Origin of the sequence: Noviluteimonas caseinilytica, assembly GCF_018406605.1 — a bacterium.
Lineage (GTDB): Bacteria > Pseudomonadota > Gammaproteobacteria > Xanthomonadales > Xanthomonadaceae > Noviluteimonas > Noviluteimonas caseinilytica.
Genome location: NZ_AP024545.1, coordinates 1,999,326 through 2,023,192 on the forward strand (window position 1 = coordinate 1,999,326; position 23,867 = coordinate 2,023,192).

The 23,867-nt window shown below is 68.7% G+C and carries 13 protein-coding genes; 3 read left to right on the plus strand and 10 right to left on the minus strand.

Annotated elements, in window-relative coordinates:
• The first annotated feature begins 126 nt into the window (after positions 1–126).
• Together LYSCAS_RS09730 and LYSCAS_RS09735 are read left to right on the plus strand one after the other, a co-directional pair.
• Entirely contained in the window at positions 127–8,976 is an 8,850-nt protein-coding gene (locus LYSCAS_RS09730) for an autotransporter-associated beta strand repeat-containing protein (protein WP_213433853.1), read from the plus strand.
• Between the two features lie 162 nt (positions 8,977–9,138).
• A complete protein-coding gene (locus LYSCAS_RS09735) occupies positions 9,139–10,656 on the plus strand; it encodes an arylsulfatase (RefSeq protein ID WP_213433854.1) in 1,518 nt (505 codons plus the stop codon).
• 43 nt (positions 10,657–10,699) lie between these two features.
• Here LYSCAS_RS09735 and LYSCAS_RS09740 read toward each other — a convergent pair whose 3' ends face one another.
• The 10 genes from LYSCAS_RS09740 to LYSCAS_RS09785 form a co-directional block, all read right to left on the minus strand.
• Positions 10,700–12,337, minus strand: coding sequence for a POT-type proton-dependent oligopeptide transporter (locus tag LYSCAS_RS09740; RefSeq protein WP_213433855.1), 1,638 nt, complete (start codon positions 12,335–12,337; stop codon positions 10,700–10,702).
• A gap of 93 nt (positions 12,338–12,430) precedes the next feature.
• Positions 12,431–12,742: a hypothetical protein gene (locus LYSCAS_RS09745; protein ID WP_213433856.1), complete on the minus strand. Its 312-nt coding sequence runs from the start codon at positions 12,740–12,742 to the stop codon at positions 12,431–12,433.
• Between the two features lie 216 nt (positions 12,743–12,958).
• Positions 12,959–14,653, minus strand: coding sequence for a PAS domain-containing hybrid sensor histidine kinase/response regulator (locus tag LYSCAS_RS09750; protein WP_213433857.1), 1,695 nt, complete (start codon positions 14,651–14,653; stop codon positions 12,959–12,961).
• Positions 14,640–15,002 carry an Hpt domain-containing protein gene (locus LYSCAS_RS09755; protein ID WP_213433858.1) on the minus strand — a complete coding sequence of 121 codons (363 nt, stop codon included), beginning with the start codon at positions 15,000–15,002 and terminating at the stop codon, positions 14,640–14,642. The genes LYSCAS_RS09750 and LYSCAS_RS09755 overlap by 14 nt, the downstream gene beginning before the upstream one ends.
• Before the next feature lie 64 nt (positions 15,003–15,066).
• Complete coding sequence (locus LYSCAS_RS09760) at positions 15,067–16,938, minus strand: M14 family zinc carboxypeptidase (RefSeq protein WP_213433859.1); 1,872 nt, start codon at positions 16,936–16,938, stop codon at positions 15,067–15,069.
• Positions 16,939–17,025: 87 nt separating this feature from the next.
• Entirely contained in the window at positions 17,026–18,930 is a 1,905-nt protein-coding gene (gene dxs / locus LYSCAS_RS09765; protein ID WP_213433860.1) for a 1-deoxy-D-xylulose-5-phosphate synthase, read from the minus strand.
• A 160-nt stretch (positions 18,931–19,090) separates the two neighbouring features.
• Positions 19,091–20,224 carry a hypothetical protein gene (locus LYSCAS_RS09770; RefSeq protein WP_213433861.1) on the minus strand — a complete coding sequence of 378 codons (1,134 nt, stop codon included), beginning with the start codon at positions 20,222–20,224 and terminating at the stop codon, positions 19,091–19,093.
• An 84-nt stretch (positions 20,225–20,308) separates the two neighbouring features.
• A complete protein-coding gene (locus LYSCAS_RS09775) occupies positions 20,309–20,992 on the minus strand; it encodes an HNH endonuclease (RefSeq protein WP_213433862.1) in 684 nt (227 codons plus the stop codon).
• Positions 20,993–21,050: 58 nt separating this feature from the next.
• The gene (locus LYSCAS_RS09780) at positions 21,051–22,844 is read right to left on the minus strand and encodes an acyl-CoA dehydrogenase C-terminal domain-containing protein (protein WP_213433863.1); all 1,794 of its coding nucleotides are present in this window, start codon (positions 22,842–22,844) and stop codon (positions 21,051–21,053) included.
• A gap of 13 nt (positions 22,845–22,857) precedes the next feature.
• Positions 22,858–23,337, minus strand: a complete 480-nt coding sequence (locus LYSCAS_RS09785; protein WP_213433864.1) for an NDR1/HIN1-like protein — start codon at positions 23,335–23,337, stop codon at positions 22,858–22,860.
• A gap of 241 nt (positions 23,338–23,578) precedes the next feature.
• Between LYSCAS_RS09785 and LYSCAS_RS09790 the strand changes: the two genes are divergently transcribed.
• Entirely contained in the window at positions 23,579–23,818 is a 240-nt protein-coding gene (locus tag LYSCAS_RS09790; RefSeq protein ID WP_213433865.1) for a hypothetical protein, read from the plus strand.
• Positions 23,819–23,867: the final 49 nt, after the last annotated feature.

Genomic DNA, 23,867 nt, shown 5'->3' on the forward strand with positions numbered 1-23,867 from the left:
TGCCCCGATGCCTGCGTGACAAAAACGCGCCTCGTCCACGCGTGGATATCCCACCCACCGCAAGAAGATTCCGCCGCGTAGATTCGCCTCGCGCACGTCGTTCGTCGTGCGGAACAGGGGCGGTGCATGAATCGTGTCTTCCAGGTCGTGTGGTCCGACGAAGTCGGTGCGTGGGTGGTCGTGTCGGAACTGGCGTCGCGCAAACGGCGCGGCGGCAGCGCACGCAAGGCGACCACGCCGACGTTGCAGCGCTGGCTCCTCGCGAGTGCGTTGTGCCTCGGCCCGTTCGCGAGTGCGCAGGCGCAAAGCATCTTCTGGGACGGCACCGATTCCACCGCGAATGCGGACGGCGGTAACGGCACGTGGCAAAACGGCACGACTAATTGGGACACCGCGGCCACCGCCGGCGCGAACATCGGCTGGAACAACGCGATCCCGAATGACGCCGTGTTCGGCGGCGCGGCGGGCACGGTCACGATCGCGGCGGGCGGCGTCACGGCACGCAACCTCACGTTCAACACCACGGTCTACACGATCACCGGCGGCGTGCTGACGCTGGGCGGCACGACGCCCACGATCAGCACCGCCACCACGTCGAACATCACGTCCGTCATCGCCGGCACGGCCGGCATGGCGAAAAGCGGCACGGGCACCTTGCAGCTCAACGCCGCGAACACGTACACCGGCGTGACGCAGGTGCAGCAGGGCACGCTGGCGTTGAACAACGCGCAGGCGCTCGGCCTGGCAGGCACCGCCGCGGCCAACCTCGTCGTGTCGCCGAACGCGGGCATCAACTTCCTTTCGACGACCTACGCCAACAACCTGACGGCCAACGGCGGCACGATCTTCCTCGGCGGCAACGGCACGTGGAGCGGCACGCCGACGCTGACCGCGAACACCACGGTGTCCATCGCCGGCATCACGCAGACCGGCGCATGGTCGAACACGGGCGCCAACGTCCTGTCCGCGACCGTCACCGGCGGCACCATTTTCAGCGGCGCGAACACGTATACCGGCGCGACGCAGGTGACCAGCGGCGCGCTCGCGCTCAACAACGCCAGCGCGCTTTCGCCCAACAGCAACCTGCAGTTCAACGGCACGGCATCGGGCGCGTGGAGCGCGGTCGCGGGTCTCACGTCGTCGACGTCGAACTTCGCGCGCGCGCCCGGCACCGGCGCCAACCAGGTGCAGTGGCTCGGCAGCGGCGGCTTTGCCTCGGTCAACGCGGGCACGCAGGTCGTGAACCTCGGCGGGGCCGGTGCCGCGTTGACCTGGGGCGTGACGCCGAATTTCGTCGCCACCGGCAACCAGTTGATGCTGGGCACCGGCAACAGCACGCTCGGCGGCGGCACGCTGGATTTCCAGAACGCGCTCGTCCTGCCGACGGCGGGGACCAACTACGACCTCGCGGTCTACAACGGCATCGTCGGCGGCACGAACGCGCGCGCGAAGATCTCCGGCGTGGTCTCCGGCGCCGGCAACCTCCGCATCGGCGGCAGCGTGAGCGGTGCGACGAGCGGATTGCTCGAGTTGTCCGCGGCGAATACGTACACCGGCAGCCTGGTGCTGCAGGGCGCCGGCAACTACGCGAACGTGCTGCTCAACAACGCCAACGCCGCATCGGCCGCGGGTGGCATCAACATCGCAGGGCCCGCGAACGCCACGGGCGACACGCTTGCGCTCACCGCCACGAGCGGCGACTTCACGCGCGCCCTCGGTACCGGCGCCAACCAGGTGCAATGGACGGGCAACGGGGGCTTCTCCGCCGCGGGCAGCAATCGCTTCGTCAACCTCGGCGGCGCGGGCGCGACCGTGACGTGGGGCGCGGGCAACTTCGTGCCGACCGGCAGCTGGTTGAACCTCGCCGCCACCAATGCAGGCGATGCCGAGATCGATGTCCGCAATCCGATCAACCTCAACGGCGCCGTGCGCACGATCAACATCGGCGCGGGCGGCACCGCGCGCCTGAGCGGCGTGCTGAGCAGCGGCGGCGGCGTGCTCTACCAGGGCGGCGGACAAGTGACGGTCTCCGGCGCCAACACGTACACCGGCGTCACCACGATCACGGGCGACACGGTCGTGGTCGCAAGCATCGGCAACGGTGGCGTCGCCGGCAACCTGGGTGCGGCGAGCAACGCGGCGGGCAACCTCGTCTTCAACTCCGGCGCACTGACCTACACCGGCGCGGGTGAATCCAGCGACCGCAGCTTCACGCTGGGCACGTCGAACGCCACGTTGTCCGCCAACGGCACCGGTGCGTGGTCGCTCAACGGCGCGACGGCCGCCGCCGGCGCGCACACGCTCACCTTGCGCGGCACGAGCAGCGCCGCGTTGTCGAACCAGCTCACCGGCGTCGTCACGAATACCGGCGGCGGCGTGCTGGGCATCACCAAGCTCGACACCAACACCTGGCGCCTGGCCAACGGCGCCAGCACGTACACGGGCGTCACCGCGTTCAACGCCGGCGTGCTGGAAGTGACGAGCCTGCAGAACGGTGGCATCGCATCGAGCATCGGCAGCAGCACCAATGCGGCGGCCAACCTGCTCGCGGGCGGGGGCACGCTTCGTTACATCGGCACCGGCGGCAGCACCAACCGCGCGATCCAGTTGAACAACACGTCCGGCCTGGAATCCAGCGGCACCGGCGCGGTCGCGTTCACCTCGACCGCCGCGATGGCGCCGACCGGTGCATCGGGCAGCGGCAGCGCGACGTGGACGCTGGGTGGTACGAACACCGGCGCGAACGTGTTCTCCGCCGCGCTCGCGGATTTCTCCGGCGCCAACAACGAGAACCGCAACGCGACCGGCCTGACGAAGTCGAGTCTCGGCACGTGGACCATCAACGCGGCGGCGCCTGCATACACCGGCAACACGACGCTCGGCGGCGGCCTGCTCGTCGCCGGCAGCGCCGGTGCGATCACCGGCGGGTTCGGCGTGACGTCCACGGCCGGTTCGCACCCGACGTATGTCGTGTCGACGCCGATGAGCAGCCTGCTGATGTTCAACGGCGGCGTGCTCGGCCTCACCGCGGCGAGCGGCGACTTCAGTCGCGGGCTCACCACGGTCGCGAAATCCTTCAGCGACAACGGCACGGTCGGCGTCGCGCTGCGCGGCGACGATGTATTCGTGCACGGCGTGCGCTGGACGGGCGCGGGCGGTTTCGCAGCGTTCGGCGGCAATCGCAGCGTGAACCTGGGCGGCGCCGGCGCGGGCGTGACGTGGAATACCGGGGGCTTCGTCCCCGGCGGGCAGAGCCTGCTGTTCGGCCACGCGACGTCGGACAGCACCGTGGCGTTCCTCAATCCGATCGCGTTCGCGGGGGCGTTGCGCGCGGTCGATGTGGCGGATGGCAGCGCGGCGATCGATGCGGAACTGCGCGGCACGCTGTCCGGCGCAGGCGCGAGCGGCTTGCAGAAACTCGGCACCGGCACGCTCGCGTTGACGGCCAACAACACCTACGCAGGCGCGACGCAGATCGATGCGGGCACGTTGCAAGTCGGCATGAATGGCGCGACGGGCACGCTCGGCAACGGCGCCGTCACCGTTGCGGGCGGCGCCACGCTCGCTTTCGCGCGCAACAACGCTTACAGCGTGACGCAGCCGATCACCGGTGCGGGCACGCTGGCGCAGGTCGGGGTGGGCACGACGACGCTGTCGGCGGCGACGAACGCCGTCGGCAGCGTTGCCGTGACGGGCGGGACGCTCGACGTGGATGGCGGCCTGCGCGGCGACACGTTGCTGATGGGCAACGCGACGCTCGACGTGGATGGCACGTTCCAGTCGAATGCAGGAACCACCGCGCTGTTGTCGAACGTGGCCGGCACGAACAGCACGTTGCGCGTCGGCAGCACCGGCACGTTGCGCACCAGCGGATCGCTCGGCGACGGCAACGACACCGTGCTGTCGTCTGGCACGCTCGACGTGGGCGCGGGTGGCCTGGATCTCGGCGACGGCGCGGACGTCGCGACGCTGTCCGGCGTCATCAGCGGCGCCGGCAACATGACCTTCGGCAACGGCAACGATGCGCTGACGCTCGGCGACGTGGACCTGTCGGGTTACACCGGCGTGTTCGATGGCGGACCGCAGACCGGCGCCGACACGCTGCACCTGGCGAACAGCGGCGCCCTAACGCTCACGCCCGGGCGCGCGATCAATTTCGAAACGCTGCTGAAGGACAACACCGGCGTCGCCACGTTGCAGGGCGCCAACACGTTCGCGTCCACGCAGGTCAACGGCGGCACGCTCGCCGTGCAGGGCGCGCTGACGACGCAGACGCTTGGCCTGGGCGACGGCACGGTGCTCGATGTGCAGGGCAGCGTGGGCGCAAGCGGTGGCCTGGCGACGGCGATCACCGGCAGCGCGGGGGCCAACACGATCGTCGTCGCCGCCGGTTCGACGCTGCACGCCACCGGCGACCTCGGCGATGGCGCGGACACGCTGGACCTGGCGGGCACGCTCAATGTCGATGCCGGCGTGTTCTCGCTCGGCGCGGGCGACGACATCTTCCGCACGTACGACACCACGGCGGTCAACGGCAACATCGACGCGGGCGCGGGCAACGATCTGCTCGACGTGACGGTGGACACCGGGTTCGTCGTGCCGTTCGGTGGTCTCGCCGGTTTCGAATCGCTGGGCAAATCCGGGGCCGGCACGATGCAGGTGAACGGGCCTGCGAGCTTCAACACCGTGCAGGTCAACGGCGGCCTGCTCGCCGTCACCTCGGGCGGCAGCATCGCCGCGCGCGACACGACCGTCGCCGCAGGCGCGACGCTCGACGTCGCGGGCGCGTACAACGGCACGGCCGGCAACGATACGTTCCGCGTTTCAGGCACGGTCAGCGGCACCGGCCCCATCGCGCTCGGCGCAGGCGACGACGTGCTCACGCTCTCCGATGGCTCCGTCCTCACCGACTCGATCGATGGCGGCCCGCACGCCGTCGGCGACCGGATCGTGCTCGACGCGAATGCCGCGATGGCGTTCGATGGCGCGCATACCACGAACTTCGAATTCCTCGACAAGCAGGGCGCCGGCGCGGCGACGCTCACGAACAACCTCGCCTTCACCGGCGGCACGCGCGTCCTCGGCGGCGCGCTGGTCGTCGACGGCACGCTCGCGACGCCGTCGCTGTCGCTGGCGGACGACACGACGTTGCAGGTGAATGGCAGCGTGTCGCCCACCACGATCACCGGCTCGTCGGGCACGAACACGATCCTCGTCGGTGCGGGCGCAACCCTGGCTGCGTCGGGCGATCTCGGCGACGGCGACGATGTCTTCGACCTCGCAGGCACGTTGAACACCGGCGCCGGCACGTTTGCGCTGGGCGCGGGCGACGACGTGTTCCGCACGCACGACACGACGCAAGTGATCGGCAACCTCGACGCGGGCGCCGGCAACGACATGCTCGATGTGGATGTGTCGACGGGCAACCTCGTGCCGTTCGGCGGCGTCGCCGGCTTCGAGTCGCTCGGGAAATCCGGCGCAGGCACCATGCAGATCGCCGGCCCGGCCACGTTCGACTCCGTCGCGGTCAACGGCGGCGTGCTCGATATCGCCGGCACCGCCAGCCTGCAGATGCAGGATCTCGTCGTCGCCAGCGGCGCCACCTTGCATGCGGGCGGCAACATCACCGGCACCGCGGGCGACGACACGGCCACGATCGCCGGCATCGTCTCCGGCAGCGGCGCGTTCAACCTTGGCGCGGGCAACGACACGCTGACGATCCAGGATGGCGCGGACTTCAGCGGCTTGACGACCGCCGTCGATGGTGGGACGGGCAGCAACACGCTCGTCACCGACATCGCCACCAGCGCGACGCTCGGTGGCGTGGCGCGCTTCCAGTCGCTGTCGAAGACCAACGTCGGCACGCTGCACGTCGATGGACCGGCGATGTCGGATTTCACCGACGTCGATGTCCTCGGCGGCACGCTCGCGATCGGGCCGGCCGGGCAGATCGTCGGCACGCCCGGTGGTGCGCTCGCGACGCATGTCGGGGCGGGCGCCACGCTCCATGTCGATGGCGCGTACGGGTGCAGCGATGGCGACGATGCGATGGACGTCGCGGGCACCGTCGAAGGCGCGGGCACGATCGACCTCTGTGCCGGCGAGGACACGCTGACGCTGCACGACGGCGCCGCATTGCACGCGATCGTCAGCGGTGGATCGCACGGCAGCGGGGATACCGTGGTGCTGGACTCGGCGACGGCGCTCGCCTTCGATGCCGGCGACACCATCAACTTCGAACGCCTGCGCAAGGACGGCGCAGGCGTGGCGACGCTCAGCGGGACCGGCGCGTTCGACAACGGCACCGTCGTGCAGGGCGGCACGCTGGACATCGACGGCGCGCTCGATACACCGACGATGGCGCTCGGCGACGGCACGACGCTGCGCGTGGACGGCCTGCTCTCCGACGGCGACGTCACGCCCGCGCTGTTGACGGGCACGGGGCGCAACCAGGTGTTCGTCGGCGCCGGTGGACAGGCGTTCGTCAGCGGCGACCTCGGCGATGGCGACGACCTGCTCGACGTCGCCGGCCGCCTCGATACCGGCGGCGGCACGTTGTCGCTGGGCGATGGCGACGACCTGTTCGTCGTCGAAGATGCCTCGGTCGTCACGGGCCTCGTCGATGGCGGCGCGGGCGCCGATACGTTGCAGACGGACATCGCGACGAGCGCAACGCTCGGCAGTGCGGAAAACTTCGACGCTTTGCTGAAAACCGGCGCCGGCCAGCTCGACATCGATGGCGCCGTGCCGTCCGCGTTCGCCGTCGTGAACGTGCAGGGCGGCACACTGCATGTCGCTGCACCGGCCGCATTGGTGGACGTTGCGCAGCTCACGATCGCGCAAGGCACGACGCTGCGCGTGGATGGGCAGGTCGCCGGCACCGCGGGTGCCGACGTCATGGATGTCGGCGGGCACGTGGAAGGCGACGGCCTGGTCGACCTCGGCGCCGGTGACGATCGCCTGCTGCTGCACGACAGCGCCGACACGCAAGCACTGGCGCAGGCGATCGACGGCGGCGATGGCACCGACACGATCGAAGCGCAGGTCGCCGCGGGCACCGATGTGCTGGGCCCCACGGTGCACTTCGAGTCGCTGGTGAAACACGGCGATGGCGAACTGCGCCTGTCCAGCGACGAAGGCTTCGACGACACGCAGATCCTCGGCGGCACGCTCGCCGTGGACGCAGGCAGCACGCTCGTCAGCCACCACACGCTGCTGGCGACAAACGACACGCTGCGCATCGACGGCACGTTCCTCGGGACTGCGGGCGACGACACCTTCGATTCCGCAGGCACCGTGCTCGGCGCGCTGGCGTTCGGCGACGGCAACGATGCGGTGACGTTCCGCGGCGGCAATCTCGGCGGCATCACCGCGCTCGACGGCGGCGCGGGCGACGACGTCCTGGCCTTCGACGCGATGGACGTCGACGGCGCCGCGCTCGCGCCGATGACGGCGTTCGAGCGCGTCTCGCTGCAATCCGGTTCCGTCCTCTCGCTGGCGCAAGCGCTGCCGCTGTCGGGCGGCGTGCTCGCGATCGATGCAACGTCGATGCTGCGCGGCCTGCCCGGCGCGCAGGTCGACGGCGACGTGGACAACGCGGGCATCGTGCGCGTCGAAGGCGGACGACTCGCCATCGCCGGCGACTACACCGGCAGCGGCGATGCGTTGCTGCAACTCGTCGTGTCGCCCGGCAACGGCACCGCGGGCGGCCTGGATGTCAGCGGCGACGTGCACGGCACGACGCGCATCGCCTTCGACAGCGACGGCACCAGCGTCACGCAGCCCACCACGATCAAGGTGATCGACAGTCCGCACGACGTGGCGGGCGAGGGCACGTTCACCACCGCGCGCACCGGGGGCGGATTCGTGCGCCTGCCGGGCAGCGTGTTGAACTGGGGCTTCGCGCAGGACGCGGCGGATGGCGACTGGTACCTGCGCACGGAAGCGTTCGGGGAAGAAGACCTCGGCCTGCTGCCGGAAGTGCCGGGCTATGCGGTGCTGCCTGCGACGACGTTGCTCGCCGCGCGCAGCGCAGGACAACTCGCGTTCGGGCACATGGGAGCGACGCGCGAGGATCGTTGCGGCCACGACAAGGACAAGCAGCCGGCGCAGGGGACCCTGCAGTTCGACGACTGCCACGGTGCATGGGCCGCGGTGTCCGCCGACGAAGTGGAACTGGGCGCGAATCCCGGCGCGGCCTTCAGCGGCGACAGCCTGTCCCTGTTCATGGGCGCCGACATCTTCGGGCACGAATCGGCGAACGACGATTTCCGCGGTGGCGTGTTCATCGGCCTGCAACGCGGCGACTACTGGACGACCGGCGAGAACTCTTCACCGATCCCCGCCGTCGCCGGCGCGAACGTGCGCACCGAAACGCACGCCTTCGGTGCCTATGGGTCGTACGACCCCAACGGCGGCTGGCATGTCGATGCCACCGCGATCGGCCAGCTCAACGAAGGCACGGTGCACGCGCCCGATGGGTTCTCGCAGGATGTCGTCGGCGAGAGCGTCGGCCTGCACGTGCGCACGGGACGCGCCTTCACGACGGCGTCGGGCTGGCGCTTCGATCCGCAACTGACGCTGGGCGCGATCGGGCTGCACTGGCGCGACCTGGTGGATGCAAGCGACAAGGTCCTGGTGATCGCCGACGACGTCGTCGGCACCGCGCGCGCCGAAATGCGCGTCGAGCGCGGCTTCGACACCACCGGCGGCACGCACTGGCAGCCGTGGGTGGTCGCAGGGCTGGAAGACACCTTCGGCGAGAATGCCGATGCGTTGTCGGTGATGGCGCAGGGCGGTTCGGCCCGCCAGTTCCCGAACCACGCAAGCGGCCTTGCGGCCACGCTCGACCTCGGCGTGGAAGTGCGCACGAGCGCGAAGCTCTCGTGGTTCGGCAGCGTCGCGTGGGGCCACGCCTTGCAAGGCACCGACATGGATCGCGGCCAGGCAACGCTCGGGGCGCGCGTGCAATGGTGAATCCGCGCGCGCGCGGATGAGCTTGCCACCAGCGTCCGTACGTCGCGCGCCGCAGTAGATTTACGTAATCGCGTTCCAGTAGTTCTCGGCTTCCCGCCACGTGCGCGCCACGACATGCTTCGCCGCTCGATCCCTGCATTCCGCGGTCGATCTTCGAGGAGCATGCACGTGGCCACCAAGACGAAGCAGCCGAACATCCTCGTGATGTGGGGCGACGATATCGGTCAGTCGAACCTGAGTTGCTACACGAAGGGGATGATGGGGTACCGCACCCCCAACATCGACCGCATCGCCAGGGAAGGCATGATCTTCACCGATGCGTACGCCGAGCAGAGCTGCACGGCCGGTCGCGCGTCTTTTCTCACGGGCCAATGCGGCCTGCGCACCGGCCTGACGAAGGTGGGGTTGCCGGGGGCGGAGCTGGGGCTCAAGGCCGACGACATCACCGTCGCCGAAGCACTCAAGCCGATGGGCTATCGCACCGGCCAGTTCGGCAAGAACCACTTGGGGGATCGCGACGAACACCTGCCGACCATGCACGGGTTCGACGAATTCTTCGGAAACCTCTACCACTTGAACGCAGAGGAAGAGCCCGAGGAAGTCGACTATCCGAGCGAAAAGAACTACCCCGAATTCAAGAAGAAGTACGGACCGCGCGGCGTGCTGCATTGCTGGGCCGACGGCAAGGGCGGGCAGAAGATCGAGAACACCGGCCCGCTCACGAAGAAGCGGATGGAAACGATCGACGACGACTTCATGGCCGCGGCCAAGACGTTCATCCAGGCCGCGCACGACGCGGGCGAGCCGTTCTTCGTGTGGTTCAACACGTCGCACATGCACGCTTGGACGCACGTGAAGCCGGAGAGCCGCGGGCAGTCCGGCCAATGGCAGTCCGAGTACCACGACGTGATGATCGACCACGACAAGTGCATCGGCGCGATGCTCGATTTGCTCGACGAGCTCGGCATCGCGGACAACACGTTCGTGCAGTACAGCACCGACAACGGGCCGCACATGAACACGTGGCCGGATGCCGGCACCACGCCCTTCCGCAACGAGAAGAACTCGAGCTGGGAAGGCGCGTATCGCGTCCCGCTGATGGTGCGTTATCCCGGCAAGATCGCGGCCGGCAGCGAATCCAATGAAATCGTCAGCCACCTGGATTGGTTCCCCACCATCGTGGCGATGGCGGGCGACGCCGACATCAAGGACAAGCTCAAGAAGGGCCTGAAGATCGGCAGCAAGACCTTCAAGGTGCACCTGGATGGCTACAACCTGCTGCCGTACCTGACGGGCAAGGTAAAGAAGAGCCCGCGCCCCGGTTTCATCTATTTCACGGACGAAGGCGACGTCGCCGCGGTGCGCTACGACAACTGGAAGATGCTCTTCATGGAACAGCGGGTCACCGGCACGCTGAAGATCTGGCAGGAGCCGTTCGTGGTGCTGCGCACGCCGTACATCTTCAACATGCGGATGGATCCGTACGAACGCGCGCAGATCACGTCGAACACGTTCTACGACTGGATGTTCCGGCACATCTACCTGCTGGTGCCGGCGCAGTCGATCGTCGGGGAGTTCCTGGCGACGTTCAAGGAGTTCCCGCCGCGGCAGAAGGCGGCCAGCTTCAGCCTCGACCAGGTGATCGAGAAGATGACGCAGGCCTCGTCCGGCGGGGCGTGATCCGATCCCGGTCCTCGGGAGCCCCGCGATGCGGGGCTTCTGCTCAGGCCGCAGCCCCTTCCCGCAGGTAGTTGTCCTGCATCGGATACCTGCGCGCGTACCACGCGAACCCGATCGCCGCCGCGAACGCGAACGCGGCGAAGAAGAACATCAGGAACGCGTTCTCGCTCAACCCGGTCGTGGCGATGTGCGCCGTCACCGTGTCGTTGCGCACGCCGGCATTGGTCAGCAGCACCCACAGGCTGCCAAACGTGCTGGTGAGGTACCAGAACGCCATGATCACGCCCTTCATCGACTGCGTGGCCTGGCTGTAGGCGAACTCCAGCGCGGTCGCCGACACCAGCACTTCGCCGAACGTCAGCAGCAGGTACGGCGCGATCTGCCACGCCAGCGACACCTGCTGCCCGCCATCCATCCACAGCTGCAGCACGCCGGCGGCGATCCACGCCACGCCTGCGAACACGATGCCCGTGCCCATGCGGCGCAGCGCCGTGGGTTCGAAGCCCATGCGCCGCAGCGCGGGATACAGCACGAGGTTGTTGAACGGGATGATCAGCATCACGAGCGCGGGATTGAGCGCCTGCATCTGCGAGGCTTCCTTCACCAGGAAGCTCGGCCACCACCACTGGTCGTGCGGCACGACCATGTCCTTGCCCTGCAGCACCCAGGTGGAGGCCTTCTGGTCGAACAGCGACCAGAACGGCGTGGTGAGCGCGAACACGATCAGGATGCGCAGCACGGCGCGCACGCTGTCCACGGTGGCGTCGGGATGGCGGCCGCGTGCGCGTTCCAGCTGCAGCGACGTGCCAAACCCGCCGCACGCGATCAGCACGCCCAGCGCCAGGCACGCGGTGATGACGAAGCCGAAATCCTCCGGCCAGAACGCGGGCCCGATCGCCCAGCACATCAACATCGCCACCGCGAGCGCGCCGCCGAACGCCGCGACGTACAGGCCGGGCCGCCCTTCGCCCTGCGTGGACGTCAACGCCGTGCGCGCCACGTTGAGGAAGGAATGCGGATCGTTCGTCGCAGGCGGCACGCGCACGTATTGCCTGCGGCCCGACCAGAAAATGACCGTCGCGACCAGCATCAGCACGCCCGGGATGCCGAACGCCACCGCCGGCCCGTAACTGCGCAGGAACAAGGGCATCAGCAGCGACGCGAAGAACGACCCGAAGTTGATCGTCCAGTAGAACGCGTCGAAGACGACCTTCGCCAGGTGCTTGTTGGACGTGGTGAACTGATCGCCCACGAACGACACCACCAGCGGCTTGATGCCGCCGGACCCCAACGCGATCAGGAACAAGCCCGTGTAGAAACCCGTGCGATCGGATTCGAACAGCGCCAGGCACGCATGCCCGGCGCAGTACACCAGCGAGAACCAGAAGACGGTGTTGTACTTGCCGAAGAAGCGATCCGACAGCCAACCGCCCAGCAGCGGGAAGAAGTACACACCGATGACGAAGCTGTGGAAGATGTCCTTCGCGGCGCCCTCGCGATCGCCGGCCGGCACGTAGGCCAGGATCACGCTCGACACGAGGAACTGCACCAGGATGTTGCGCATCCCGTAGAACGAGAAGCGCTCGCAGGCTTCGTTGCCGATGATGTAGGGCACCTGGCGCGGCAAGCGCGCAGGCGCGATCACGGTGTCGGCGGTGGTGTCCGTCGGCGTCGGGTTCATCCGGAAGTTCCTGCGGGAAGTCCCGGCGATCTTAATTCAGGCGCAGCCCTCGCATCGACGGCCCCGCAGCGCGGGGCCGCCACGCGGTGTCGCTCAGCTCAGGGGCTTCCAGACCAGCGCGCCGTTGGCGCCACGCTGCACGAGGATCTTCGGCTGCTTCTGCGCGCACGCTTCGGCGGCCGCTGCCATCAGCTTGGTGCGCAGCGCGGGCGTCTGGGCCGGGTCGGCGATGGCCAGCACCTGCTCCACGTCCTTGAGGCTCGGCTTCTCGGGATTGACGCACGCCATCGTGAGCGTGCGGTCCGATTCCTCGGCGCGGACTTCGATGGTGCTCAACTCCTGCGCGACGGTCGATCCGACCGCCAGGACTGCGAGGGACAGTACGGCAATTTGTGCAAATCGCATGACGTGTCTCCTGAAGCTCGGCAGCGACGCGGGGGAGTCGCCTGGGACCGAAGCCTGACCATGCGCGTGCCAACGCCGCATTGACAGTGACGTTGGTGACCCAACTAATGGAATGCCGACGGGCGGTGCAAACCTCGGGTGTCTCCCCCATTGGCACCTGCGATGCGGTGTCCGCGTACGCAGGTTGGTTGCGTTCTTGCGCGTTGCAACATCGCTTCAGGCAACGACGGGTGGCAACCATTTCAACAGCATGGTGCGCAACGCCACCGGCTCGAACGGCTTGCCGATGAAGTCATCCATTCCCGCGACTTCGCAGCGCTTGCGATCGTGCTCCAGCACGTTCGCGGTCATCGCGATGATCGGCAGCCGGCGCGCATCGATGCGCCGCCGGATCGCTTCGGTCGCCTGCAAGCCGTCGAGCACGGGCATCTGCATGTCCATCAGCACCAGCGCGTAATCGCCGGCGAGGGCGCGCGCGACCGCCTGTTCGCCGTCGTCGACGATGTCCACGTCCACGCCCAGCATTTCCAGTTGCACGCGCGCGACGTCCTGGTTGAACGCGTTGTCTTCCGCCAGCAGCACGCGGCGGCCGCGGAGGGCGGCGAGTTCCGCGGGCGTCGCAGCGCCCGGTGCGTCGTGCGTGCGGTGCACGGCCGCGGCATCGGTGACGCCGAAGCCGAGGTCCACCCAGAACGTCGCACCTTTCCCCGGGGCACTCTCCACGCCGACGTCGCCGCCCATCAACGCCGCGAGGCGCTGCGCGATCGCCAATCCCAGGCCCGTGCCGCCGAAGCGCCGCGTCGTCGATGCATCGGCTTGCCGGAACGCCTGGAACAACACCTGCTGTTCCTTCGCCGCGATGCCGATGCCGGTGTCGCGCACGCGCAATCGCAAGCGCACGCGATCGCCGTCGCGCGCCAGCACCTGCACGGCGAGCGCGACTTCCCCGGCGTCGGTGAACTTGATCGCGTTGCCGACGTAGTTGATCAGGATCTGCCCGACGCGCACCGGATCGCCGACCAGGTGCGGCGGCACGTCGTCGCCGACGTCCACGCGCACAGCCAGGCCTTTCGCGGTCGCGCGCGGCGTGGTCATCGCACTCACCATGTCGAGCACTTCGCCGAGCGCGAAGGGCACGTGCTCGATGCGCAACATGCCGGCGTCCATCTTCGACACGTCGAGGATGTCGTTGATCACGCGCAGCAGGAATTGCCCCGACTGGTGGATGCGGTCGGCCCAGCCTTGTTCGCGCGCCGGCAGCCCTGCGTCGCGCAGCAGGTGCGACATGCCGATGATCGCGTTCATCGGCGTGCGGATCTCGTGGCTCATGTTGGCGAGGAAGGTGGCCTTCGCGTCGGCGGCGTCTTCGGCGATGCGGTTGGCTTCCTTGAGGTCGGACAGGGCTTGCGCGAGTTCGACTTCCGTCTCGTGCTGCGCGGTGATGTCCAGGCAGTGGCCGCGGAACAACACGCCTTCCGGCACCGCCGTGGGCACGCCGAACGCGGTGAGCCAGCGGCGCTCGCCCGTCTTCGCATGCCGGATCGGATATTCGACGCGTGCCGGCATCATCGCGCGCGCATTGGCGGCGACCTGTTCGCGGATGGGCATGACGTCGTCCGGATCCATCAGCGCTTCGAAGTTCGCGTAGTCCTGCAGCATCACTTCGACCGGCAAGCCCGACATCTCCTCGGCGCCGGCGCTGGCGAACAACAACGCCGACGTACCGTCGTAGCGCACCAGGAATTCGATGATGGCGCCGGGGACCTTGCTGGTGACTTCGTCGAGGCGGCGATGTTGCGATTCGGCGGCGCGCAAGCGTGCGTCCAGCCTGCGATGGCGCACGACGAGCACGATCGCCGCCACCGTCGCGAGCAGCGCGACGCCCAGCAAGGCCCAGTCAGTCGATGTCAACGGTGCCATCGGACGCGATGTAGGCTTCGACCGCGCGGAGCAGGTCCGCGATGCGCGCATGCAACTTTGCTGCGTGATCCGACAACGCCGGCGAGAACCGCCGTCCCTGCGCTGCATCCTCGAGCGACTGCAGGGCCTGCGCCGTTTCCGGTTCACCCACCTGCGCGAGCGCCGACTTCAACCGGTGCGCGGACAACGCGATGGCGTTCGCGTCGCCGTTGCGGCGCGCCTGGTCGAGGACGTCGAGATCCTTGCGCGTGGTGGCCGCGAACATGTCGAGCAGCCGCAGCAGCCGGCGTGTATCGCCATTCAACAACTGGCGGAGCGCGACGTAGCGTTCGCTGGACACGCATGCCTCGGGGAGGCGGGGAGGGCCGGGCCATCGTGCGCCGGCCCCCGGGGTCGCACAAGTGTCAGGGCGCGGGGGTCGCCGGCATGGGCTTGGAGCGCTCGATGATGTTGAACAGCACCGCGCGCGGCGTGCCCGGGCTGCCGTTGGCGTCGGTGCCGGTGACGTAGACGATGTGGCGGCCGGCGCGCAGGGCGCCCGTCGGGATCGTGACCGTCGCCAGTTCGCGGCTGCTGTTGAACGCGCCGTCGTTGGCCGCCATCACGAACGCATTCGGACTGGTCGCCCACGGCGGCGTATCGAGGTACGCACGCACGCTGGCGATGTTCTGCACCGGTTCGGCGCCGTTGTTCTGGTTGAAGCGCGCATCGTCCACCCACGCCGACACCGCGATGGCCTTGCCGCGCGGCACGGTGGGCGCCGACACGGCGATCTCCGTCGTGTCCGGCCCGCCCGGCAACGTGTACGGCGAGAACAGCGAACGCGCCGCGTACTTCAGCGCGTCGATGTTCTTCGGATACGTGCTGGTCTCGAACGTGGTGCAGTCCTCGAAGAACTCCTGGCCCAGTTCGATCGTGTAGCTCGGCGCGCCGGTGCTGCCGTACACCGTGTCGGTGTTGGTGCCGTCGGCGGGATACAGGCCGATCCATTGCTTGGGCGCATAGCCGTTGAAGTACGCCAGGCGGCGGCCCATGGTGCGCAGCGCCGGGCCGTTCGGCGCGGCCGTGCTCGTGTTCGCCCACGGCCACAGCACCAGCTGCGAGAAGCTGTGGATGTCGAGGAACAGGCCGCGATAGTTGGCCGGTGCCGTGCCGCTGTCGGTGCGCTGGTCGGGCAGCACGCCGCCGGTGAACTCGCCATTGGTGCCGCGCGTGCCGAGGATGTAGCGCATCAGGTTCACGGTTTCGATTTCCGACGCCGCCGCGGGCCCGCGATAGGTCGCATCGCACGCATCGCCGCTGGAGCCGTCGGGCACCTGGCCGAACGCCCACGTGAAGTTGCGGTTGAGGTCAACGCCGTAGCTGTTCGCGCTGCACGTGCCGTTGTCGGTGTCGGTGTTCTTGCGCCACGACAGGCCGGACTCGGCTTTCTTCCGGCCATCCGGGTTGGCCTGCAGGATGAAGTGGAAGCGGAAGTTGTCGACGAGCCACGTGGCATCGGGATCGATGCCGTAGTCGCGCACCAGCCATTCGGCGAAGCGCGTCGTCAGTTCGGCGGTCGTGTACTCGCGCGCATGGATCGCGGCCAGCACCACCATGTTCGGCTTGTTGGGCAACGCGGCATCGGTCGCGCTGTTGTTGATGCGCAGCACGCGCATGCGATGGCCGCCGGTGCCGCCGGTCTTCTGCCACGTCCAGGTCGGGCCGATGTCGACCACGCGCGCCATCGTGGGGCGCAGCGCGACCAGTTCGTCCATCGTCGAATAGGTTTCCTCGACGGTGCGGTAGCACGCGAACTGCGGGATCGAATTGCCCGTCGTGAGGCGGCGACCGTCCTTCATGATCGTGGTGGTCGGCGCGCGCGCCATCGCGGCATCGGCGCGTTGCATGCGCAGCGTCGAGGCCTGGTCGAGTTCGAAGCGCACGCCCAGGCGACGCAGGAACAGCAGGTCTTCCGCGCTGGCTTCCACGCGCGCCGTGCGATTCGCCTCGTCCACCGCGACGTGCTGGAACTTCGACGCGATGCGCCGCAACTGCGCGCGATTGCGCCAGTGCGCGGTCACGATGACGAGGCTGTCGGGATTGGTGGAAAGCGTTCCCGGGATCGCGGGCTGCAACCGCGGATCGGCGACGCCCGCGATCACCAGGCGCTGTGCGCGGGTCGCGCCCAGGCCGTCCTCCTGCTGGATCGGCCGCGCGCCCATCAGCAGCAGCGCCGGGACGGCGACCAGGGTGGCCGCGATGGCGCGTGCAAGGACTTGCCGGGAAGACAGCATGGGATCGCCAGGACGTGTAGGTCCCGGCACTCTCCGGTGGCTCATGCATAGCCCGGGTGAAAGTCCCGGGCGCACTGCCGCTGGGCGTCAGCCCGCGGCGGTCTTCGCGGTGGGCGAGGTGAGCTGCGGCCAGCGCGCGGTCACCGCCGCGCGGATGCCGGCGACGTCCAGGCCCGCTTCGGCCAGCAGGTCCTCGCGGCTCGCGTGGTGCTGGAAATGGTCGGGCAGGCCCAGGTGCAGGAGGGGCAGGGCGATGCCTTCGGCGGCCAGCAGTTCTGCCACGCCGGAACCGGCGCCGCCTGCGACCACGTTGTCTTCCATCGTGACGAAGCCTTCGTGCGACTGCGCCAGTTCGAGCAGCAACGCGCGATCCAGCGGCTTCACGAAGCGCATGTTGACGACGGTAAGCCCGAGTTCTTCGCCGACTTTCTCCGCGGCCGGCACGATCGCGCCGAACGCGAGCAACGCCAGGCGCGTGCCCTTGCGGCGCACGTCGGCCTTGCCGAGCGGCAGTGTGTCGAGCGATTCCTGCACGGCCACGCCGGGACCGGTGCCGCGCGGATAGCGCACCGCGGCCGGGCCCACGTGCCTGAAGCCGGTGGTGAGCATCTGCCGGCATTCGTTTTCGTCGGCCGGCGCCATCACCACCATGTTCGGCACGCAGCGCAGGTAGCTCAAATCGAGGTTGCCGGCATGCGTCGCGCCATCGGGCCCGACGACGCCGCCACGATCGATCGCGAACAGCACGTCGAGGTCCTGGATCGCCACGTCGTGCACCAGCTGGTCGTAACCGCGCTGCAGGAACGTCGAATAGATCGCCACGACGGGCTTGGCGCCTTCGCACGCCATGCCGGCGGCGAGCGTCACCGCGTGTTGTTCCGCGATCGCGACATCGAAGTAGCGCTCCGGGTATTCCTTGCTGAAGCGCACCAGCCCCGAGCCTTCGCGCATTGCCGGCGTGATGCCGAGCAGCGTGTCGTCGGCCGCGGCCATGTCGCACAGCCAGTCGCCGAACACGTCGGTGTACGTCGGCTTCTTCGCGCCGGGCTTGCTCACCAGGCCCTGCGCGGGATCGAACGGACCGACCGCGTGGTAACCGATCTGGTCGCCTTCGGCGAGTTCGTAGCCCTTGCCCTTCGTCGTGATGATGTGGAGCAGCTGCGGACCCTTGAGGGTCTTGAGCGTCTTCAGCGTCGCGACGAGCGCATCGACATCGTGTCCGTCGATCGGGCCCGTGTAGTGGAAGCCCATTTCCTCGAACAGCGTGGACGGCACGAACATGCCCTTCCAGTGTTCTTCCCAGCGGCGCACGAAGCGCGCGGTGGGGTTGTTCTTGTCGCCGAGGAGTTTCTTGCCGCCTTCGCGGATCGCGTTGAGCGTCTTCGACCCCGTCATGCGGCCGAGCATCTTCGTCAAACCGCCGACGTTCTCGGAAATCGACATGCGGTTGTCGTTGAGGACCACGAGCAGGTTGGGCTCGGGTTCCATGCCGCCGGCGTGGTTCAGCGCTTCGTACGCCATGCCCGCGGTCATCGCGCCGTCGCCGATGATCGCCACGACGCGGCGTTCGTTGCCGGCGCGCGCGTTGGCGATCGCCATGCCGAGCGCGGCGGAGATCGACGTGGACGAATGGCCGACGCCGAAGGTGTCGTATTCGCTCTCTTCGCGCTTCGGGAACGGCGCGACGCCGTCCTTCTGCTTCACCGTGTGGATGCGTTCGCCGCGGCCGGTCAGAATCTTGTGCGGGTAGCACTGGTGGCCGACGTCCCACACCAGGCGATCGTCCGGCGTTTCGTAGAGGTAGTGCAGGGCGACGGTGAGTTCGATCACGCCCAGGCCCGCGCCGAAATGCCCGCCGCTGCGGCCGACCGATTCGATCAGGTAGGCGCGCAACTCCTCGGCGATGGCCGGGAGCTGGTCTTCGTCGAACTGGCGGAGGTCTGCCGGGACCGAAATCCGGGACAGGCGCGGATAGCGCGTGGAATCAATCATCGAGGGAGGGGGCCGCGACGGTCATGCAAAGGGGGCAGATTGTAGCCCTGAGGCCTGTCATTCCCGCGAATGCGGGAATCCACGCTTCATGCGAGCGATTGGATCCCCGCCTTCGCGGGGATGGCGCAGCGGCTCGCCACGCTTTGCGTGGGCCACTGCGTCACTTGCCGCGCAGTCGCCCGAACAGCCCGCCCTTCTGCGGTTCATCCGGTTCCGGCGCGTCCTGCACCACTTCGGCGAAGCCGGTGGCCAGGTTGGCGTTGACGAAATCCACGACGTCCTCGGTGGGCACGCCGCTGGCGGCGACGAGTTCGTCGATGGTGGCCGGGCCCTTCATCATCGCGGTGGCGACGCGGAAGTGCTTCGGGAATTCACGTTCGGTCTGCGGCCACTTGCCGAGCTTGAACTTCGCGTCGGATTCCACGCCCGGCAGCAGCTTGCCCTTGCCGGCCAGCAGGCCGCCGTACCACTCCAGGCGCTGCAGCGGTTGCGCGGCGCCGAGCGGGCCGGATTCGCGGGCCCAGGTGGCGTCGTCGATCGCGCCGAAGTCGCCGCGCGACACGGGCGAATCGAAGTAACCGGCCAGCGGCTTGAGCGCGGCGGGGCCGTGGTAGGTGCGTTCGCGGCCGTCGATCAGCAGGGCCGGGCCGGCGCCGCGCTGGTAGCGCACGCGGCCTTCGATCTCGCCCGCGGCCAGCCAGTCGGCGAGGCGACGCTGTGCCGGCGGGGCAGGCGGTGCGGGCGGTGCGGGCGGCGGCGGGACCGGCGCGGGCGCGGGCGCCGCGGCGACCGGGGCCGGCTTGGGCGGCTCGATGGAGGTCGGGGCCAGCGTGCCGGCCTGGACGGAATCGGGGAGCTTCGGCGCGGGCGCCGGCGGACGCAGGTCTTCGCGCGGCTTCTGCGGCATTTCTTCCGGCAGCTGGTCGTTCGGGACCGGCGAGGGGCTCATGCCGGAGGGCATCGGCGCGGCGGCGGCCTGCGGGGCGACGGCGCCGCCGGACATCTGCACGAGCAGCGCGGACACGCCGTTGGCATCGATCGGGCGCTCGAGGCGGAAGTCGGTCTGCGTGCGCGGCGCCGAGGTCAGGCCGATCACCTGCTTGCCCGCGGCGTGCAGCCGCAGCCAGCTCATGGGGCCGTACATGCTGTCCATGTCGACGACGACATAGTCGGCCTGCCCCTCGTCCACCAGCTGCCAGCGGTTGCCCAGGCCTGCGTTTGCCTGCTGGAAGGCCGAGCGCAGTTCCGCCTCGGTGGCGGAATCCATGCCGGTGGTGCCGAGCGTCAATGCCATGTCGCGATCCGGAAAACGGGAAAGGTCGCGAGTGTAGCGTGCCGCGCGCGGGATTCGGGCCCCGGTGGGTGCCCGCGGGGGCGGTCAGCCGAAGGCGCGTGCGCGCTTGGGCAGGTGCGACTTCAGGAACGCCATCTGGTCGGCGAGGATGTGCCGGTTGGACAGGATCAGGTGCTCGATCCAGCTCGGGCGATACGGCACGGCGAGCAGCGGCATGCTCGCCTGCTGCGGCGTGCGGCCGCCCTTGCGCGAATTGCAGTGGAAGCACGCGGACACCACGTTCTCCCAGGTGTCGCGCCCGCCGCGCGAGAGCGGCATCACGTGGTCGCGCGTGAGGTGCGGCCGCGGGAATTCATGGCCGCAGTACAGGCACAGGTGCTGGTCGCGCGCGAAGAGCGCGGCGTTGGTCAGCGCGGGCGTGGGATCGAGCGCATGCGGACGCGCATGCCCGCGCGCGGCGACGATGGGATGCAGGTCGATGGTGCTCTGCGCGCCGGTGGCGCGACACGTGCCGCCATGCACGGTGAGGCAGGGATCGCCGAGGGTCCACGCCACCGCGCCGCGTGCATACAGGCATGCGGCGTCCTGCCAACTCATCCAGTCGAGGACGCGGCCGTGGGCATCGAGGGAAAGGAGGCGGACCGCGTGGAGCGTGGCGATGCGCGGTGCATCGGTGGGCGATGCCGATGCGGATTCGGCCGACGTCGAAGCGTCGGATCCGACAACGCGGAGGATCCCGGGCGTGCGCTGGACTGTATCCGTCTCCATACGCAACCGAGCTTATACCCCTTTGATGACGGGATGCCTACCCGGCATCCCGGTTCCGTCAGTCCCCGAACGCGTCCGCGGCCATCGCCATCACCGGGCCCGCACCGCTGGCGATCATCGCCGCATGGGCCTTCGTCCGCGGCAGCACGCGCGCGAAATAGAAGCGCGCGGTGTCGCGCTTGGCCTGCTTGAACGCGGCCGGTCGATCCGACGCATCGGCCGCCGCGACGCTGCGCGCCCACCAGTAGGCCAGCGCCGCGTAGCCGGAATAGAACAAGTAGTCGTACGACGCCGCGCCCACTTCCTCCGCGTTGCCCACCGCGCGCTGCCCGACCTGCATCGTCAGCGCCTGCCAGTCGTTGGCCAGCTCGCGCAGCGGACCGGTGAATTCGGCCATCGCTTCGTTGCTGGCGTGCTCGCGGCAGAACGCATCGATCATCCCGAGGAACACGCGCAGGCCCACGCCCTGCTGCTGCATGATCTTGCGGCCGACCAGGTCCAGCGCCTGGATGCCGGTGGTGCCTTCGTACAGCGTGGTGATGCGGGCATCGCGTGCGAGTTGTTCCATGCCGTGCTCGGCGATGTAGCCGTGGCCGCCGAAGCACTGCATCGCGTGGTACGTGCATTCCACGCCCCACTCGGTGAGGCACGCCTTGACGATCGGCGTGACGAACCCGAGCAGCGCATCGGCTTCCGTGCGCTGCGCTTCGTCCGTCGAATGCGACGTGATGTCGACCAGCGACGCGGCGTGGTACCCGAGCACGCGACCGCCTTCGATCAGCGCCTTGCACGTGAGCAGCATGCGGCGCACGTCGGGGTGCACGATGATCGGATCGGCGGGTTTGTCTGGCGCTTTCGGGCCCGACAGCGAACGCATCTGCAAGCGTTCGCGCGCGTAGCGCAATGCGTTCTGGTACGCGCGGTCCGACAGCCCGAGGCCCTGCAGGCCGACCGCGAGGCGCGCGGTGTTCATCATCGTGAACATCGCGATGAGGCCCTTGTTCGGCGCGCCGATCAGATACCCCTGCGCGCCGTCGAAGTTGATGACGCACGTCGCCGACCCGTGGATGCCCATCTTGTGTTCGAGCGCACCGCAGCGGACCGCGTTGCGCTGGCCCACCACGCCGTCGCGCGAGACCTGCATCTTCGGCACGATGAACAACGAAATGCCTTTCACGCCCGCCGGCGCATCGGGCAGGCGCGCGAGCACCAGGTGCACGATGTTGTCGGTGAAGTCGTGCTCGCCGGCGGTGATGAAGATCTTCGTGCCGGTGATCGAATACGTGCCGTCCGCCTGCGGTTCGGCGCGCGTCTTCAGCAGGCCGAGGTCGGTGCCGCAATGCGATTCGGTGAGGCACATCGTGCCGGTCCAGCGACCGTCGACGATGGGCTTGAGGAAGACTTCGCGCTGCCAGGCCTCGCCGTGGTGCACCAGCGCTTCGGTCGCGCCGTGCGAGAGCAGCGGGAAGTTGCCCCACGCCAGGTTGGCGGCGTCGATCATTTCCTTCAGCGGCAGGCCCGCCAGGTGCGGCATGCCCTGGCCGCCGAATTCCACCGGCGACACCAGCCCGCTCCAGCCGCCTTCGACGAATTTCGCGTAGGCCTCGCGGAAGCCCGGCGGCGTGCGCACGTCGCCCGTCGCCTTGTCGTAGGTGCAACCGACGCGGTCGCCGATCTCGTTGAGCGGGGCCAGCACGTTTTCATTGAAGCGCGCGCCTTCGTCGAGGATCGCGTCGACCACGTCGCGCGTGGCGTCGGTGAAGCCGAGTTGCGCGAACAGGGTTTCGGCGCCCAGCACGTCGTACAGGGCGAAGCGCATGTCGTCGAGCGGTGCGCGGTAGGAGCTTCCCATCGTCCGTCCGTCCTCAGCGCAGCACGCCCGGCAAGCCGGGGGCGGGGTTGAGGGCGCTCGAGCGATCGATGCGGTACTGGCGCGACTTCTCGCCTTCGGGGCCGGCGTCGAGCGTGCCCTTCAGCGTGTAGGCGAGTTCGCGGCGGTTGGACAGCGCGTCGGCGACGGTGATCCGGGCGGCCGACGACGGCGCCAGGGTCAGGGTGGCCACGTCCGCCGATTCCGGCCCGATGGTCAGGCCCGGGTTGGCGGCCAGGGTGCCCGCGTTCTCGCCCCCGATGGTGAGCACGAGCGAGGCGGCGTCGAAGCGCATCGGCACGCTGCTGAAGTTGTCGATCCGCAGGTCCACCGACCACTGGCCGTCGGCGCGCACCGTGAGCTGCTGGATGCCCGCCGCGGGTTCGGACACGCGCTTGACCGGGCCGCCGCCGCACGCGGCGAGGGTGACCAAAAGGAACGTGGCGGACGCCACAAGCCTGCCGAACTTCGCCATGCACCACCTCATCTGCGGGGACGGCGAAGCATACATGCGGTGGGGTATCGCGGCCCGGAGGCGCGTTGCGGCGGCCTGTTTCGTGCGGATTCGCGCGAATGCGCGCGCTGACCGACGAACGGTTGTCCGGCACGCCATCACGCTACGTTGATGTACACACAGGGCCCACAAGCTCTGCCATTCCTCGCGATGTTCCGCGAGGCGGCCGGGACCGCCGGAAGTGTCCTTCGGGGGAAGTGCGATGAAGCTGTCCGTGTACCGGCAGGGCGCCACAGTGGCCTTCCTGCCTGCCTGTTGCCTGCCGCCGCGCGACATGGACCGGCAGATGCCCGAGTCCCGCCTGTGCGGCAGCGTGGTGGTGCCCGAACCGGCGATCGGCGACTGGCGCCACATCCTGGACGGGGTGGACCACAGCCTGTTCGTGTTCCTGCCGCTCGAGAAGGCGATCCTGTTGTTGTCTTCCGGCCGCATCCCGCATTGATCCATTGCCCCTAGGGGCAATGTCGCGGGCCCCCTGCGCCGGAACAGAC